The sequence below is a fragment of the Paenibacillus sp. AN1007 genome (genome assembly GCF_040702995.1).
Taxonomy (GTDB): Bacteria; Bacillota; Bacilli; order Paenibacillales; family Paenibacillaceae; genus Paenibacillus.
In genome coordinates this window covers 2,227,383-2,244,794 of record NZ_CP159992.1, presented here as the reverse complement: position 1 = coordinate 2,244,794, position 17,412 = coordinate 2,227,383, and the positions used below count along the sequence as shown (strand labels likewise).

The window sequence follows — 17,412 nt, the reverse complement described above, 5'->3', positions numbered from 1 at the left end:
AAATTTCTCTGAAGCATCTTATCCATGGTTGAAATTTGGAGACAAAGGCGCTCGCTTCGCTTCTCCAGAATCGATTCCGTCCCCTCCACTCCGTGCTCTAAACCCAGTTTCGGTGTTTACAGGGTAATTGCTGTATCCAAAGCAACGACCATCATATCGTTAAATGTTTTTTGGCGCTCTTCAGCGGAGGTTTCTTCACCCGTGAGCAGGTGGTCACTTACCGTCAAGATGGTCAAGGCATTTACGCCAAACTTGGCAGCAATCGTGTACAGTGCCGTTGTCTCCATCTCAACGCCAAGAACGCCGTGTTTCATCAATTTTTCAGTCACAGAACGGTCGTCACGGTAGAAGGAATCGGAGCTGAACACGTTTCCGACGTGGATTTTCATGCCTTTCGCTGTGGCACGGTCATACGCTTCTTTGAGCAGCGAGAACGTTGCAATTGGCGAGAAGTCATATCCGCCGAAAACGTGTTTGTTCATGCTGGAATCCGTACAAGCCGCTTGAGCAAGGATCACATCACGTACACGGACATGCTCCTGCATTCCTCCGCAAGTCCCTACACGAATCAGGTTTTTTACGCCATACTCACTGATGAGTTCGTTTGCATAGATTGCAAAGGATGGGATCCCCATACCCGAACCCTGCACCGAAATCCGGTGACCTTGATATGTACCTGTAAACCCAAGCATGCCGCGAACCTCGTTGTAACATACAACGTCTTCAAGGTAGGTGTCAGCAATATATTTAGCGCGCAGCGGGTCTCCCGGCAAAAGGATCGTTTCTGCGATATCTCCGGGTTTTGCTCCAATATGTGTGCTCATGTCATTTCCTCCAATATATTAATTATCAATGGAATTCAGCCCAGCGCGGGAGGGGCTTTTTCTGCAGTCGCTCCCGTACGCTGAAGGCTTCCTTGTTATCCTCAGCAGCCTTTTACCAACAGCAAGTAAACGGATCACAAACCGCTGTTTATTTCTGAAAAAACAGAATCGTATCTCTCATCCGAATACTTCATGTAAATTGCACTGACGACGGCCAGATCATTTCTGATGATTCTAATGGCTTGTATAATTACTTTAAAATTGACTTTTGAATTACTTCAAATCATTCAGGAAGCTCTTTCCATACTCCGGCAATTTCACGCCAAAGTTCTCTGCCACCGTAGCACCAAGATCGGCAAACGTGCTGCGAAGCTCCAGCTCTTTCCCCTCGCTGAAACGCGGGGAGTATGCCAGCAGTGGAACATATTCACGCGTATGATCTGTACCTCGGTACGTCGGATCGTTACCATGGTCGGCTGTAATCAGCAGCAGATCATCGTTTGTCATTTTTGCAAAGATCTCCGGCAGACGTGCGTCATAATCTTCAAGTGCCTGCGCATACCCTTGCGGATCACGGCGGTGACCATACAGCGCATCGAAATCAACCAGGTTCAGGAAGCTGAGTCCAGTGAACTCTTCGTCCATCGTTTCGGATAACTTGTCCATGCCATCCATATTGGAAACGGTACGTACCGCTTTCGTAACACCCTCGCCATCGTAAATGTCGGAGATTTTACCCAAAGCAATGACATCCAGGCCTCCGTCTTTCAGCTCGTTCATTACCGTACGGCCAAATGGTTTGAGTGCATAGTCATGACGGTTCGCCGTACGTTTCCAGTTCCCCGCTTCACCAACGAATGGACGTGCAATAATGCGGCCGAGCATGTACGGATCTTCCAGCGTGATTTCACGGCAGAACTCACAGATTTCATACAATTCTTTCAAAGGCACAACGTCTTCATGCGCTGCAATTTGCAGTACCGAGTCAGCCGAGGTGTACACAATCAGAGCGCCTGTTTCGACATGCTCCGCACCCAGCTCATCCAAAATTTCTGTGCCGCTGGCTGGTTTGTTACCAATCACCTTACGGCCTGTCTTCTCCTCAATGCGCTGAATCAGCTCATCCGGGAAGCCGTTCTCAAACACGCGGAACGGTGTATCAATATACAGCCCCATAATCTCCCAGTGGCCAGTCATTGTATCCTTGCCGCGTGAAGCCTCCTGCATTTTGGTGTAATACGCTTTAGGTTTATCCGCAGCAGGAATCCCTTGGATTTCTTTAATGTTGGACAGTCCCAGACTCGCCATATTCGGCATCTTCAGACCTCCACGCTCACGTGCGATATGACCCAGCGTATCGACGTCAAAATCATCAAATTCTGCTGCATCCGGCGCTTCGCCGATTCCTACAGAATCCATTACAATCAGATGTACTCTTTTGAATGTTGACATAACTTAAGCACTCCTTCCATTAATCCAGCTTACAAGAACAGTCCAGTGATGATCGCGGACAGTACGCTGACCAGCGATGCACCGTAAAGCAGCTTCAGACCGAAGCGGGCCACCACATTGCCCTGTTTCTCATGAAGTCCCTTCACTGCACCGGCAATAATACCGATGGAGGAGAAGTTGGCGAAGGATACGAGGAAGACGGATACGATTCCTGTTGTTCTGGCAGACAATCCCGTTTGCTCGCTCAAATTCAGCATCGCCACAAATTCGTTGGACACCATTTTGGTAGCCATAATACTGCCTGCCTGAATCGCTTCTTTCCAAGGGACACCCATAACAAAGGCAAAAGGTGCAAATACATACCCAAGCAGTTCCTGGAACGAAATACCGATTACAGCGCTAAATATTCCGTTAATCAAGGCAATCAGGGCGACAAAACCGATCAGCATCGCCGCTACGACAATGGCTACTTTGAATCCGTCCAGAATGTATTCTCCCAGCATTTCGAAGAACGATTGTTTCTCTTCTTCCCGCACTTCCAATATATCTTCTTCCTCCGTAACCCGATACGGATTGACGATGGAAGCAATGATAAAACCGCCGAAAAGGTTAAGCACAAGCGCTGTCACTACATATTTCGGTTCAATCATTGTCATATAGGCGCCGACAATGGACATCGATACCGTGGACATTGCTGATGCACAGAGGGTGTACAGCCGATGTTTCGGCAGCAGCCCGATTTGTTTTTTTACGGAGATGAACACTTCAGATTGCCCCAGAATCGCCGAAGCAACCGCGTTATATGATTCCAGCTTGCCCATTCCATTGATCTTGCTTAGTACCAGACCAATATATTTTATAACAAAAGGTAAGATTCGGATATACTGCAGGATACCAATTAAGGCAGAGATGACCACAATCGGCATCAGCACCGTCAGGAAAAACGGACCACTCCCGCCTTCTGCTCCAACGTTGATCAAACCACCGAAAACAAAGGTAATCCCTTCGGCTGCATAATCAAGCAAGTTCTTAAATACGGTGGAAAATCCGCCAATTAGCCATGTTCCCACTTCCGTATTCAGCAAGGCATAGGCCAGTATAATCTGTAAAACAATCATTACCGCAAGCGGTCGGTATCGAATCTGTTTCTTGCCGTTACTGGCGATATAAGCCAGTCCAAAAACAACGAGTAAGCCAAGGATGGCAATAAGGTATTTCATGTGATCTCTCCTTTGAAGGTCGTTAATCCCGTTGTATAAACTGCTCAAAGGGTTACTGAATCTTATTTTGTGTCATTTCATAACATATGATTTCAGAAATTTTATAAAGCGCTTACAAACAACAGGATATATTACGTTTCATGTTCAAGCAAAAAATGGCCCTGAACCCTGTCATGCATCTCAGGCAGAGTTCAGGATCATGAATTATAGACTTGGTTTAGTAAGAAGAAGTGGACTGACCGCCCTGCATGATTTTCACGCCTGAGCTTGCTCCGATTCGAGTAGCCCCTGCTTCAATCATTTTCTGCATATCTTCGAGACTGCGTACGCCGCCAGAAGCTTTAACACCTATGTCAGGACCAACGGTACGACGCATCAGTGCGATATCTTCCGGAGTTGCCCCGCCTGTGGAGAAACCAGTTGATGTTTTCACAAAATTTGCTCCGGCTCTGACAGCTGCTTGGCATGCACGTACTTTCTCATCATCCGTTAACAGACAAGTCTCAATGATTACTTTCACCAGTGTACCCGCCGCAGCTTCAACAACAGCGCGAATGTCCTGCTCTACCGCGTCATCATTGCCATCTTTCAGCGCACCGATATTAATGACCATGTCTACTTCTGTTGCACCTTTAGCGATTGCATCTTTCGTCTCAAACGCCTTCGTTTCGGAAGTGGATGCCCCCAGAGGGAAGCCAATGACCGTGCAGATATCTACGCCAGTGCCTTTAAGCTGCTCTGCAGCGTAGGATACCCAGCCAGGATTCACACATACAGATGCAAATTGGTACTCCTTCGCTTCTTCAGTCAGCTTGGTAAGCTCGTTACGAGTTGCGTCTGCACGAAGCAGCGTATGGTCGATCATTTTGGCTAATTGTGGTGTAGTCAATTGAATCTCTCCCTTATCTGAACTGTGAACTTATATCCTTACACTATCATGAACATATGTAAAAATCAACTTGAACCTTTGTTCATAATGAGTTTGAGGATAGAATGTTGAACTTTTTGTTACACTTCCGAAGTTACCTCTCGAAAATACTGCCTTCTATACTTATTTTCTGCCTTACATAGCAAAACATCCGCCCAAGTGCTGTGGCAGATGTTGTCATTGTTGATCTGTAGATTGAATTTTAGGCCCGGGACAAGTAAACCTTACCTTCTCCTTCTTTATAAACGAAGCAAAGCCTGCGCTGTATACTGGTCCGTAACCAATATGTTGGCATACTGACCCTTCAGTGCTGCATGAATCGCTTCGATTTTGCGCCCGCCACCCGCGACAAGAATGGACTTCTCCTTATTTCTTAATTCGGCCAGATCAATCCCGACCGTCCTGCTGTTGATCTCTTCACTGATCAGATGCCCTTCCGCATCAAAAAAACGTGAGCAAATATCACCGGCACCCGAATGCATCAGGAGCTGCTGTTCCTGCTCATTAAAATATCCCAGCTTGAACAGAAGTGCATCCTCTTTCACCGTTCCTACGGTGAATATCGCAATGTTAGCCTGTCTTCCGAGTTCGACAATACGTCCAATGTGGCGATCGGCCTCAACCATTTTTTTCACTTCGATATTATCGAAGATCACCGGGAGCGGCAAATACCTTGGAACCGTGTGAAAAGCTTCTGCAAACAGGTGCACGATCTCCGCGGCGTAAGTATTGATATGGGAGTGGCTTACTCCCCCTTTAAGCTGTACCACTTCAACACCCTTGACCTGCTTGGGTCTTAGCTGGCGAGCAACCGCATGCATTGTCGTTCCCCACGTGACCCCAATAATATCGGCGTCCTGCACAGTTTCCTGCAAGTAGTCCGCGGCCCTCTTGCTGATATGCTTCTGGATCTCCTCATCACTCTTTAAAGGTGCAAAACATACCAGAGCCGTCTCCAGATTATATTTGACCTTTAGCTCTCCGGCGATAATATCAATATCCTCCAGCGGGTCCATAATTTCAATACGCACGTAACCTCGGTCCTTGGCGTACTGAAGAAGTCTCGATACCGTGGGGCGGGATACGCCCAGTCTTGAGGCAATGTCCTGCTGGCTGTAATCGGACTGATAATACAATTTTGCCGCTTCAATGCTTAACCGCTGTTTCTCCAGGTCCATTCCCATATGTGCTCATCTCACTCATCTTCATTATCGTCAAAAAATAAAACGTTCCATTCTTCCATTACAGCTAACGAACGAATGCTGAAGCGCCCGCACTGCCAACCCCGGAAATGCGGTTCATTACAGTGCAGAAGCAAGCATACTGTTTTTTATATTATACATATATTAAGTATTCCATCACTATATTTTGCCAAAACAAAATCCGGCCTCAGCTTTCTATCTATTCAAACAAAAACATGAGAACTCCTCATCCTGTATTATGGTGTTCACTCTGCTTCCTGATTCCGTCATCAGGGCTTCAACGGATGTATAAAACAAGGCACTGCACATCATACTACTCCAGTCACGGGAGCTGTTCAGGTGTCTCTTTAGTTTTTACCACCTTGATTTTATGATATCAAATTCCATTCGAAAGTGAGGAACTCAAGCATGTCTACTTTACTGTACATTACTGCCCATCCGCATGATCATCAAACCTCTTTCAGTATGGCCGCCGGTAAAGCTTTTATCGACGCTTACAAGGAAAGCCATGCCTCAGACGAAATCATTCATCTCGATCTGTACCGTTCACACATCCCGTATATTGATGCGGATGTATTCAGCGGATGGGGAAAACTGCAGACAGGTGGCGACCTCACCTCTGAGGAACAATCCAAAGTCCAGCGTCTGAATGAACTGTCCGATCAGTTCGCGAGTGCAGATAAGTATGTTTTCGTCTCACCGCTGTGGAATTTCTCTTTCCCACCTGTGCTCAAAGCATATATCGATTCCATCTGTGTAGCGGGCAAAACGTTTCGTTACACCGAACAAGGACCGGTAGGACTGCTAACGAACAAAAAAGCACTGCACATCCAAGCACGGGGCGGCATTTATTCGGAAGGACCTGCGGCTCAGATGGAGTCAGGACATCGGTACTTAGGTATTATCATGTCATTTCTGGGTGTGCCGAAACTGGATGGTATCTTTGTGGAAGGACATAACCAGTATAAGGAACGTGCCGAGGAGATCAAACAAAAAGGAATCGAAGAAGCGCAGCGTTTTGCCAAACAATTTTAGGCTCATAAAATAAACAAACCCGCACAACGTCCTGATTGATTATCTCAAGATGTGTGCGGGTTCTTTCATATAAGCATCTAGAATTGAAACATACAGCTTCTATCCTATAAAACAGTTCTCTATTTAAAACAAACAAAATACCTGTTCTGTATAAATTACGTCAGTAGTTCTCTTTACTCTTCGTTCTAACCTTACAGCTTATGTGTTCCAGCGCTGGCGCGGCTCATCGTTTCAAGCTTTCGGGTAATGGCATGACGGTCTATTTTCAGCCCCCAGATCATCTCAATAATCTGTTCTTTCTCTTCGGGGTGGTCGGCTTGTTTTAACTGCAGCAGCAGCTCGTGCATCTGCTCATTAATGTCTTCGAACTGATTCCAGAGATCCTGCCTTACTTCAGTTGAGTCCATGTGATGGTTGGCATCGACTTCTTCCTTCAATGCTTGCAGGATAGCTTCCTTCCATTCTTCGTCCCCGAGTTGTTTTGCCATGTTCAGGAGATCCAGATAATCGTCAACAAGAAGTGAGTTCAATTCAGCATATGTTTTCATCGTTTACTGCATCCCCTTATCGTTCTATTTACCCAGTATTATACTCGGTATTTTCGGATATGCAATAGTTGTCGAGAAAAAGGCAGCTCTTGGCATTCGCGATGTCACATTTTGATGAAATAAATGCACCGTTCTTTATTATTTTTCCAATTCATACTTATCATAATCCTATCATCCTATGACCGATTATCACTTAATCTGCTGCTGCAGCAGCTGTACCCGATAGGCTTCGCTTTCCAGTGATTGGATCTCTTTGTACTGCTCAGCTGTCAAAATTCGAGGTTCTCCTGCAGCCTTCGCAATCATGTATACTTTCGCACTCTCCTCTACCACCTGTGTTCGGTAATAGGCCTCACGCAGATTTTTGCCTGTTGTCACCAGTCCGTGATTCATAAGAATGAGCGCAGTATGCTCGGTGATTTTTGCGGCTGCAGACATCAGCGAGAAGTTTCGTGGTTGGAAGCACGTAAGGCACAAATCCGATATCACCCACTAGAGCGGATTGATCCGGGAACAGATGCGGAAGATGGTCAAAAACAAGACTGAGCGCGATCGTGTATGCCGGGTGTGTATGCACAACAGCCTGAATATCCGGGTTCACACGATAGCTGTACAGATGCATCAGCACTTCCGAGGAAGGCCGTGTGGATTCTGATTGTGTTTCTCCTGTCTCGATGTCAACAGCAATCCATTCATCCGGTTCAATGTCCTCAAGTGCATAGCCGCTTGGCGATAACAGCATCGTACTGCCCGAGCGTGCACTTATATTGCCTCCAGGTCCTACAACAAGCCCTTGAGTTACTGCCTTGCGGGCGTATTTGGTTAATTCTTCTCTTATCTTCTGTTCAGACATGCTCTCTACCACTCCTTATCTGCGATAATTTCCGACGGTTTAATTAGATTTTTAACCGGGGTAATTGTCGGTACCTTCCGTAAGCTTCTTCCCAGCATTCGGAATCTTGAGGCATGTATGTTTCTGTATCAAAAGAAGCTGCTGCTATATCACGGACATCCGATAAGCTGCCTGCTTCCCCGTGAGCCGCATATTGAAGCAGACAATTGCCTGCCGAGGATGCCTCCACCGGCCCCGCAATCACCGGAACCCCAGCCGCATTTGCTGTAAACTGACAGAGCATGCGATTATGCACACCTCCGCCAACCATATGAATAACAGGGGGTCTTGTGCCCGTAATCTGTTCAAGTTCATCGAGCGTCTGTCTGAACTCCAGTGCAAGACTTTCCAGAATACAGCGAACGATAGCTCCCACCGTTTCGGGTGCCTTCTGGCCTGTGTTTAGACAATGCCGACGGATCCGCTCGGGCATGTCACCCGGGCTTATAAAATCATCATCTCCGGGCAGCAGTAAAGATTGATGCGAACGTACGGTTGAAGCACACTGTATCAGTTCTTCATGGGAGTACCACCGATTCTCACGCTGCCACTGCCGTCTGCATTCCTGAAGCAGCCATAAACCCGAACGATTCTTCAGCGTGCGCACCCTGCCGCTGACGGTCCCCTCATTCGTGAACCCCAACTCACGGCTCAGATCACTTAATACCGGAAGCTCCCTCTCAACCCCCATGAGAGACCATGTGCCGCAGCTGATAAAAGCAAAATCAGATTCGAACGCCGGTATGGCGGCCAGTGCCGAAGCGGTGTCATGTGATCCTGTGCAGACAACCTGCATCGGTCCTGTGCGAAATTCATTCATCAGATCACCGGTTAACGTACCCAGTACAGTCCCTGGCTGAACCAACCGCGGAAATAACGATGCAGGTAAGCCGAGACGGCTTATCAACGCTTCATTCCATCTGGATTCACCGGCATGAAGCAGACCGCTGGTGCTTGCAATTGTGTATTCGCATGCTTGTTCCCCTGATAAATAATAATGGAACAGATCGGGCATGAATAACAGACGTGTGTCTTCGTCTGCTTCCGCTGCACTTTCCTGAAGGTGACCAAATAACTGAAATAGGGTATTGATCTGCTGGGGCAGTACACCGGACATCGAGTACAGTTCTCGTTCACTGACCACAGCAAGCACGTCGTTCATGAATTTCGCATGACGCGCATCACGATAATGACGCGGGTTCCTGCGCAGTCTTCCCGCACCGTCGACCAGCGCGTAGTCGACGCCCCAGGTATCAACAGCAATAGACTGCACCGGGGATGACGTGCCTTCCACCCCTTTTTGAATGCCCTGCTTCAGCTCATGGAACAGGCGAAGGAAGTCCCAACACAATTCATCCCCAAGCTGTACAGGTTCATTCGCGAAGCGATGGACCTCCTGCAGCGTCAGCCTGCGACCGTCCAAAGCTCCGCGTACTACCCGGCCACTGCCGGCGCCGAAATCGGCAGCAAGCACATATGAAGCTTGATTGCCCATATTGAAAGCCTCCTTCAGACAGCAGTTCAACGATATAACGGTCCGAACACTTGACAAGCGCGATAATCCGCACCCTCCGCCTCACTTGTACCAAACATTCCCCAGACCCGCGGACGGAAAATGTCTGCTTCAGGCACATTGTGCATATTCACTGGAATACGCAGTATCGATGCCAGCGTGATCAAATCCGCACCGATGTGTCCATAGGAGATCGAACCATGGTTCGCCCCCCATTGATTCATCACTTCATACACGGAAGTAAACGCTCCCGAGCCCGTCAGAATGGGCGCAAACCAGGTTGAAGGCCATGTCGGATCGGTCCGATGGTCCAGCGTGTCATGTACGTGCTCTGGCAGATCGACCGTGTAACCCTGAGCAATCTGCAGCACCGGCCCGAGTCCTTTCACCAGATTCAAACGAGTCATGGTCACAGGCATACCGCCTTTCGTAAGAAAGTCAGCCGAGTATCCGCCGCCGCGGAAGTATTCAACGGAAGCCGGTCTCCAGGAGGTGGCTTTCAGACAATGCTGTATTTCTTCATCCGTAATTTCCCAAAATGGCTTAAGCGCAGGCTTACCATCCCTTGATTGCTCGCCGGTACCGTCGAGTGCGGCAGAACCGGAGTTAATCAGGTGTAAAATCCCTGATGCAGCGTGTCCTTCCAAAAGATGACCTGTCACCCGTTTGACCGAATCAGGGCTCCAATACGTTCGCACGTCTGCAAAAATCTGAGCTGAATGTGTCAGTAATGAGCCAAACAACATCGATACACCGTTCAGACTGTCATTTTCGGTTGCGACAAGGTACGGGGCGCGTTTACCGTTCCAGTCGAACGAGGAATTCAGGATGGACTCCAGAAAATCTCCATTCGGTGCGTGATCCGTCCACTGCCGCTGTCCCTGAAATCCGGATACAATGGCGTGGTGACCCATAGCCTCCTCTTCATATCCGAGTTCCGCCAGTTTCGGATTGCCGGCCATCAGATCACGTACAATTTGTGTCATCTTCACAACCGTTTCCCACTCAGCGTCTTTGCGTTTCCGATCTGACTGGAGATGCTCTGGATTGTTATCCGGACCTTCCTTGCAATTTTCCTTCACCCAGGCAAGTGCCAGCTTGTATTCTTCAGGATCATAAATTTCCTCTTCAATCCGCCGTGTCAGTTCGCTCATATCCACATACTCGTTTCGCATGCCCAGATATTCCTGAAAAAAAGAATCATTCACGATGGAACCCGCAATCCCCATCGATACAGAGCCGATGGACAAATACGCCTGCCCCTTCATCGTCGCTGCCGCAAGACCGGCACGACTGAAGCGAAGCAGCTTCTCACGCACATCATCTGGAATGGTCGAGTCCCCGCCGTCCTGCACATCCTCCCCATAGATTCCGAACGCAGGGATGCCCTTCTGGGCGTGAGCGGAAAGCACAGCCGCCAAATATACTGCCCCTGGTCGTTCAGTACCGTTAAAACCCCAGATCGCTGTCGGAATGGATGGTGACATATCCATCGTTTCTGTACCATAACACCAGCATGGAGTTACGGTAATCGTTACGCCTACATTAGAACGACTGAACAGTGCAGATGCCTGCGCTGCTTCAGCAGCACCGCCGATACAGGTTTCGGCAACAACGCATTCTACCGGCGAACCATCTGCGTAATAAAGTTCAGTCGAGAGCAGTTCCGCTACCGATGTCGCCATCCGCATCGTTTGTTCTTCCAATGACTCACGCACACCTTTGCGTCTGCCATCGATAGTGGGACGAATACCAATTTTGGGAAAAGCCTGATTGTAACGATAATCCTGATGAGTCATGCGAGAACGTCCTCCTTTTAGTGCATTTTGAACAAAATGCATGTGGAATTGAGAATATTCTGACTGAACGATAAGCTGTACTGTTGGGGGCAATGGAATCATATGCTGCGGGATGGAGCCGATAACCACTATGTTTGAATTTCTCCAAATCTGAATGCGTTTACATGTATCAAAAATAATAAACCGCCCTCATTAATTATCATCAAATGTCATTCACTGTACCTCGGGGACAATGGAACAATCATGAAAATAACGAGAACGGCTGCTGTGCCAATGTATAAATATGTTGCGGATTATCGTAGTAACGACGTGTATTACATCACTTTCTGATCAAGAATATAGAACATCCTAATTTAAGTACTGAAGTTAAACTCCATCCTAAATCTCAATTAGGGTTATCGGTAACCCTAACATAGCACGCGGCTATCTTGCTGTCAATCGCCTTTATCCTATAGAATGGAAGGACTATGCTGCGGAAAGGTCCGATCCCTTTGATTACAATCTATGATATCGCCAAAAAAGCCAATGTCTCCGCAATGACGGTCTCCAAAGTCATTAATCGCACCGGTCGTATCAGTACGGCCACACGAGAGCGGGTGCAGCAGGTCATCGATGAGCTGGGTTATATTCCGAATTCCAACGCGAGAAGTCTGGTACTGCAGCGAACTCAGATGCTTTCACTGCTTATAACGGACATCACCAATCCTTTTTATACAACACTCGCCCGTGGTGCTGAAGATGCTGCGCATCTTCGGGGCTACCGCGTTCTGTTTGGTAACAGTGATGAAGATTACCGAAAAGAAAAAGAGTATGTGGAAGCCATCTTGTCGACACGTGTGGATGGAGTGCTGTTTGCACCTGCGGGAGACCGTTCACTGATTCATCTACAGCAATTACAGGCGCGACATATTCCGTTTGTGTTTTTGGATCGAACTGTACCTGAAATCACTTCTGATCTGATTGCAGGAGACAGCCGTGAAGGCGCTGTAGAGCTTATGCGCTACCTCATTAGCCTAGGTCACCAATACGTCGCGCTGGTCAACGGTTCGTCTGAGGTCTCTACAGCCAGACTCCGTGAAGAAGGCTATATAGAGGGACTTGTTGAAGCTGGCATTGCTCCTGATCCTTCACTGATCCTTCGTACCAACTATCGGGATTTCAGTGATGATGAAGGACTGGGGAAACTGCTGTCTCGATCACAGAAACCTACAGCCATTTTTGCAGCCAATAACATGCTCGCGATTGGAGTTATTCGCCTGCTGCGCAGGCGTGGACTTAAGGTCCCTGAAGACATCTCTGTGGTTTGCTTCGATGACCTGGATCTGGCTTCCGCCTTTGATCCTTTTCTGACCGTTAGAGCACAGCCTGCGTACGAATTCGGATATCAGGGAATGCAGATGCTGATGGATCGGATTGAAGGAAAGCTTCCTCCTGATGTTCAAACGATAATCCTCCCTTCCGAGCTGCGAATCCGTGCTTCCGCTGCGCCCCCACCTCGTGACTGACTTATATTTCATACGAATACACATCAAAAAGTACAAAAAGCAGGATGTCCCGGCAATCACTTCCGGTTCATCCTGCTTCACCTATGCCTTCCCGCTCATCGTTCTGACTGCAGAGCGAGCGCAACCTCACGCACAAGGCCTGGAAACCAATCCATCAGAGCTTCAAATGTATATCCGGCCTGTTCTGCTTTAGAGGTGTCCATAGTCCACGACTGCTCCACTCCAAAGGGTGACATGTCTTCGTCCACGGTCCGCTTCAAAATCTGGGACTGCATCCCCGTCACCGTTTCAATCAAATGCATCATGGCTGTAAGTGTAATGGAGCCTTTGGACGCTGCATTCACAGGTCCAGTCAAAGGCACATTCCCAAGCCACGCAAGGAATCTTGCAGCTTCAGTGGAATGAATGAAACCAATCTCAGCTTCAGGATTAGGCATGCCGATCGGTTTTCCCTTCTGCACATGTTTAATATGAAAATGAAGTCTTTTGGTATAATCGTCTATTCCGAGTACAATCGGAATACGCATGGCAGCTACAGGAAAGGAAGCGGTTTGAAAGAATACAGCCTCGGCAAGTCTCTTGCCTTCACCGTAATTAAAATCCTCCTTGTTTCCGTACTGCAGTGGATACGTATACGGATCGAAATCGGTCTCCACAAATCCCGGTCTCGGTTCTCCATACACGGATAGCGTAGAGGTTAACACATACTTCTTGGTACGTCCTGCAAACGCTTCACAGGCAGCTTTCGCCTCATTCGGTGAGTAGCAGATATTATCATACACCACATCCCACTGATCCGACTGTGCCGCCTCTGCTACGGACTGCGGGTTCTCCCGGTCCATACGGATTCGCTTTACTTCCGCTCCAAAATCAGCTTCGGTCTGTCCGCGTGTAGCAACCGTGATCTCTGACTTCCCTTCCCATAACAGATGGTCCACGAGACGTTTGCCAAAGAAACGCGTACCTCCGAGAATAAGTACTTTTTTCATCTTATTTCCCTCCAATCCTATGTTTATGACGGCTTCAAAATACGAAGCATCGTATGGGCATTTCGCTGGAATTCATATGACGTTCTGACTTCAGACACGCAGTAACCCTTGTTTTCCAAGAGAAGCTTGAGTTCATCCATGTGTTCATAACGTCTGCCTGTAAGGTCAACGGTCGGAAAGATACGCAGCTCCTCTCTGGTTACTCGCAGCATTTCCAGCAGCGTTTGAACATGAAAGTCAAAATTAAACCGGTCAGCATACGTGAACAGGAAATGCGCCGATAAAGTCAGATCAAATTGTTCATCATCAAAAGGCAGTTCAGGTAATACAGCGGGCACGTAATGGTCAGGATGACGTCTCATATCCGCCGCACACGCCGTAATCGCACGCAGCCGTTCCTGCCTTAATCCCTCTATAGAACCGAAGCGATCCCATACATACATTCCCTGTGCAGTCTGCATCTGTTTCATCGTGTGTTCAATATCCTGCAGTCCCTTCGTTTCCAGCTCATGAATGCCATAATGGTAAACGATATCCGCTGCTGCAGGATAAGCCCCATGCTTGCGAGCTTCACTGCTGAACGAACATGCACCTCCGGGACAATCCAGAATGGCCCTGCCCCCAAGCTCCTGCTCTGTCAGTTGAAACATGCTCATGTATTCCTCAAAGGTCCTACCGATAAAAATAATCTGTGCCAGCTCCAGGCTGCTCTCTTCATTCTCGTTCACACTTCTCTGCTCGTCTCGGCTCATCTCATTCGCTTCCTTCCATTAATCATTAGGAAAAACAAGTCCAATCTGCCGTCTGATCTGATCCATCACCTGCATCGTTTGATAGGAGCGTTCATACGTGTTCATATCGGATTCCTTCTTCCCCTGCTGTACCAGATTGACAAACTCCTCCACTTCATAATACATCGCAGGATGCTGCTGCTCTACCGTTAGGGTCTCTACAGTTCCATCATTGTAACGAATCTCGGCGTGTTCAGGTGAACCAATCTTATCAATAATCATGCTGCCGCGCTCACCCATAATTTCACTCGGTACGTGCGAATTGGCGATCTTGGAATACGTTACAACCGCATCCATTCCGTCATACTGCAGCAGCACGCTCCCCTGTCCGTCTACGCCGGATTCCAGCATCATAGCCTGGGCCTGCACCTGCTGCGGCGCCCCAAACAAAGTGATGAGCGGATATAAACAATACACGCCCAGGTCCATCAACGCTCCGTTCGCGAGTTCCGGCTTAAATGCGTTTAGCACAATGCCTTCCTTATACTTGTCATAACGTGAAGAATACTGCGAATAACCTGCTATGTACTTGCGAACAGGCCCAATTTTGGATAGATGCTGTGCCGCACTTTTGAACACGGGAACGAGTGTCGACTTCATCGCTTCCATCAGCAGCACATTATGCTTTTGTGCGGTCTCGATCATGCTTTGTACTTCTGCACTATTAGCTGCAAGGGGTTTCTCGCACAATACATGCTTGCCGTTTCTCAGAAAAAGCTCAGCCTGTGCTGCATGGAGCGTATTCGGCGTGGCGATATATACCGCATCCAGTGTGTCGCTGGCCGCCATCTCCTCCAGATCCGTGAACCGATAGGGCGCATCATACCGGTCTGCAAATGCGTTTGCCTTATCCGCTGTCCGGGAGAATACCGCCGTAAGCTGGAAACCTTCCACCTGAACAGCAGATTCCAGCAGCCTTTCTGTAATCCAGTTGGTACCTACTACACCGAATCGAACCATTCTATCTACCTCTTTCTTTGTGACTGATATTGTTTGCTTCTTAGATTGTTCTTTATCAGGGTGAATCGCTGCTTCATAACCTGTCTTGTACATTGTAGCGTAAATTGCAGCAGGAATGAAGAAAGAGCTTTTTCTGCATGTGTACAGAGCGGTTAATGCACAAATATTGATATCTTGCGATTCGATTCGAAATCTCGTAATTTCCTGATTATGAAGGGTATAATAAGAGCAGAGGTGAATCTATGAAACATACACAGCAAGATGATGCCCTGAACCTGCAGCACCCTATTCCTGCTGAGTATTGGGACGCTATCATACAGAATAACAGCTCGTACGATGGTACGTTTTTTTATGCAGTACAGACAACCGGTATTTTTTGCCGACCCTCGTGCAGATCAAGACCCCCAAAATACGACAATGTGCTGATCTTCCGCGATGCCGAGCAAGCTCTGGCTCACAAATTCAGACCGTGCAAGCGCTGTAAACCGACTGGAGAACGAGTGCCTGACCAGGAATGGATTTACGGGATTACCGAATATATTGAGAATCACTATACCGAACCGTTAACGCTTAATGCACTTGCTTCAGTAAGCCATGGGAGTCCATACCATCTGCATCGGGTCTTTAAACGCATCACAGGCCAAACGCCCGTTCAATACATTCAGGCTAAACGCATAAACAAGGCACAGAAACTCCTTAAATCGACTCATCTCACCGTTACGCAGATTGGACGCCAAGTTGGCATAGCCAACCCGGCCTACTTCATATCCGTATTTCGCAAATATACCGGCTGTACCCCCGCACACTACAGGGAAAGGCACGACGAAGCATGAAAAATCAAATCAATTACAAAGTACCCAAATCATTATTAAATAAAGGCACCGGTTTCCTTAACGGATACACCCATACCTTGAATCCGTACACAGGCTGTACCTTCGGATGTTCCTACTGTTATGTCAGACAGATGCCGGTCTCCTTATTTCGCAAGGAGGACTGGGGAAGCTGGGTTGATGTGAAAAAAGAAGCTTCGGACCTCCTTGCCAAAGAGCTGCGAGCGCGCCCGGAAGAAAGGAAAAGTGACCATCTTCATGTCGTCCAGCACCGACCCGTATCAGCCCGTTGAAGTGCAGGAACGGATTACACGTTCCCTGCTGGAGACCATGCTGCTGCATCCGCCTGATTTTGTGCTTTTGCAGACCCGAAGCCCGCTTGTTACGCGTGATATCGATGTGCTTCAGAAGCTTGGTGATCGGGTTCGGGTAAGTATGACCGTTGAAACGGACCTGGACGATATACGTAAACATTTCACCCCGTCTGCTCCGCCCATCGCAGGCCGACTGCATGCGCTCAAGGCACTGCGCGATGCCGGCATTCAGGCGCAGGCAGCGATAGCACCCGTGCTGCCAAGCAGTGATCAGTTCGCCGCTGCGCTAAGACCCCTTGTGGAGCGTGTCTGCATCGATGACTATTTTATGGGCGATGGCAGTGAAGGTAAGCGAACACGCAGACTTGGGATAGAGCAGCTTTATGAAGAGATCGGACTAGAGCAGTGGTATCGTCCCGATGCGTATAAGCAGGTTTTACAGCAAATGGAGATGCATTTTGCAGCACATGAACTCTTTGTCAGCCAGGCGGGTTTCGAACCTTGATATTATGCAGGCAGAAGCCCAGATTCATCCTTTAATTCAATACAGAAAAACGTTATTCTGGACGCACAACGAACAGCCTCTTTCCTTATCAGACGGAAAGAGGCT

The 17,412-nt window shown here is 48.1% G+C and carries 16 protein-coding genes and 1 pseudogene; 4 read left to right on the top strand and 13 right to left on the bottom strand.

Features of this window, described 5'->3' with window-relative positions; genetic code table 11:
* Positions 1-116: 116 nt before the first annotated feature.
* The 5 genes from deoD to ABXS70_RS10220 all read right to left on the bottom strand — a co-directional run bounded on the left by deoD (position 117) and on the right by ABXS70_RS10220 (position 5,602).
* Entirely contained in the window at positions 117-824 is a 708-nt protein-coding gene (deoD, locus tag ABXS70_RS10240; protein WP_056691414.1) for a purine-nucleoside phosphorylase, read from the bottom strand.
* A 273-nt stretch (positions 825-1,097) separates the two neighbouring features.
* The gene (gene deoB, locus ABXS70_RS10235; protein WP_366295596.1) at positions 1,098-2,276 is read right to left on the bottom strand and encodes a phosphopentomutase; all 1,179 of its coding nucleotides are present in this window, start codon (positions 2,274-2,276) and stop codon (positions 1,098-1,100) included.
* A gap of 29 nt (positions 2,277-2,305) precedes the next feature.
* Positions 2,306-3,496: a NupC/NupG family nucleoside CNT transporter gene (locus ABXS70_RS10230; RefSeq protein WP_366295594.1), complete on the bottom strand. Its 1,191-nt coding sequence runs from the start codon at positions 3,494-3,496 to the stop codon at positions 2,306-2,308.
* Positions 3,497-3,713: 217 nt separating this feature from the next.
* On the bottom strand, positions 3,714-4,361 hold the full coding sequence (gene deoC / locus ABXS70_RS10225) for a deoxyribose-phosphate aldolase (RefSeq protein ID WP_366296599.1): 648 nt from the start codon (positions 4,359-4,361) through the stop codon (positions 3,714-3,716).
* Between the two features lie 302 nt (positions 4,362-4,663).
* A complete protein-coding gene (locus tag ABXS70_RS10220) occupies positions 4,664-5,602 on the bottom strand; it encodes a sugar-binding transcriptional regulator (RefSeq protein ID WP_342556354.1) in 939 nt (312 codons plus the stop codon).
* 432 nt (positions 5,603-6,034) lie between these two features.
* Between ABXS70_RS10220 and ABXS70_RS10215 the strand changes: the two genes are divergently transcribed.
* Positions 6,035-6,661 (top strand): FMN-dependent NADH-azoreductase, encoded by a 627-nt coding sequence (locus ABXS70_RS10215; RefSeq protein ID WP_366295591.1) that lies wholly within the window; start codon positions 6,035-6,037, stop codon positions 6,659-6,661.
* Positions 6,662-6,852: 191 nt separating this feature from the next.
* On the opposite strand, the gene ABXS70_RS10210 is transcribed toward ABXS70_RS10215, so the two are convergent.
* The 5 genes from ABXS70_RS10210 to ABXS70_RS10190 all read right to left on the bottom strand — a co-directional run bounded on the left by ABXS70_RS10210 (position 6,853) and on the right by ABXS70_RS10190 (position 11,413).
* Positions 6,853-7,209 carry a hypothetical protein gene (locus ABXS70_RS10210; protein ID WP_366295589.1) on the bottom strand — a complete coding sequence of 119 codons (357 nt, stop codon included), beginning with the start codon at positions 7,207-7,209 and terminating at the stop codon, positions 6,853-6,855.
* A gap of 189 nt (positions 7,210-7,398) precedes the next feature.
* Complete coding sequence (locus ABXS70_RS10205; RefSeq protein ID WP_366295587.1) at positions 7,399-7,587, bottom strand: hypothetical protein; 189 nt, start codon at positions 7,585-7,587, stop codon at positions 7,399-7,401.
* Positions 7,562-8,062 carry a class II aldolase/adducin family protein gene (locus ABXS70_RS10200; protein ID WP_366295586.1) on the bottom strand — a complete coding sequence of 167 codons (501 nt, stop codon included), beginning with the start codon at positions 8,060-8,062 and terminating at the stop codon, positions 7,562-7,564. The genes ABXS70_RS10205 and ABXS70_RS10200 overlap by 26 nt, the downstream gene beginning before the upstream one ends.
* Positions 8,063-8,105: 43 nt before the next feature.
* A complete protein-coding gene (locus ABXS70_RS10195) occupies positions 8,106-9,596 on the bottom strand; it encodes a rhamnulokinase family protein (protein ID WP_366295584.1) in 1,491 nt (496 codons plus the stop codon).
* Positions 9,597-9,622: 26 nt separating this feature from the next.
* Positions 9,623-11,413, bottom strand: a complete 1,791-nt coding sequence (locus ABXS70_RS10190) for an L-fucose isomerase (RefSeq protein ID WP_366295582.1) — start codon at positions 11,411-11,413, stop codon at positions 9,623-9,625.
* Between the two features lie 491 nt (positions 11,414-11,904).
* Here ABXS70_RS10190 and ABXS70_RS10185 point away from each other — a divergent pair, with 491 nt between their 5' ends.
* Positions 11,905-12,918, top strand: a complete 1,014-nt coding sequence (locus ABXS70_RS10185) for a LacI family DNA-binding transcriptional regulator (RefSeq protein ID WP_366296597.1) — start codon at positions 11,905-11,907, stop codon at positions 12,916-12,918.
* Between the two features lie 95 nt (positions 12,919-13,013).
* Here ABXS70_RS10185 and ABXS70_RS10180 read toward each other — a convergent pair whose 3' ends face one another.
* The 3 genes from ABXS70_RS10180 to ABXS70_RS10170 are packed head-to-tail and all read right to left on the bottom strand — an operon-like array spanning position 13,014 to position 15,658.
* Entirely contained in the window at positions 13,014-13,907 is an 894-nt protein-coding gene (locus ABXS70_RS10180) for an NAD-dependent epimerase/dehydratase family protein (RefSeq protein ID WP_342551328.1), read from the bottom strand.
* Between the two features lie 23 nt (positions 13,908-13,930).
* On the bottom strand, positions 13,931-14,659 hold the full coding sequence (locus ABXS70_RS10175) for an SAM-dependent methyltransferase (protein WP_342551329.1): 729 nt from the start codon (positions 14,657-14,659) through the stop codon (positions 13,931-13,933).
* Positions 14,660-14,677: 18 nt separating this feature from the next.
* Positions 14,678-15,658, bottom strand: coding sequence for a Gfo/Idh/MocA family oxidoreductase (locus ABXS70_RS10170; protein WP_342551330.1), 981 nt, complete (start codon positions 15,656-15,658; stop codon positions 14,678-14,680).
* A gap of 242 nt (positions 15,659-15,900) precedes the next feature.
* Here ABXS70_RS10170 and ABXS70_RS10165 point away from each other — a divergent pair, with 242 nt between their 5' ends.
* Together ABXS70_RS10165 and ABXS70_RS10160 are read left to right on the top strand one after the other, a co-directional pair.
* A complete protein-coding gene (locus ABXS70_RS10165; protein ID WP_342551331.1) occupies positions 15,901-16,491 on the top strand; it encodes a bifunctional transcriptional activator/DNA repair enzyme AdaA in 591 nt (196 codons plus the stop codon).
* Positions 16,488-17,307, top strand: a pseudogene (locus ABXS70_RS10160) (radical SAM protein). The gene ABXS70_RS10165 and the pseudogene ABXS70_RS10160 overlap by 4 nt, the downstream one beginning before the upstream one ends.
* The last annotated feature ends 105 nt before the right edge of the window (positions 17,308-17,412 follow it).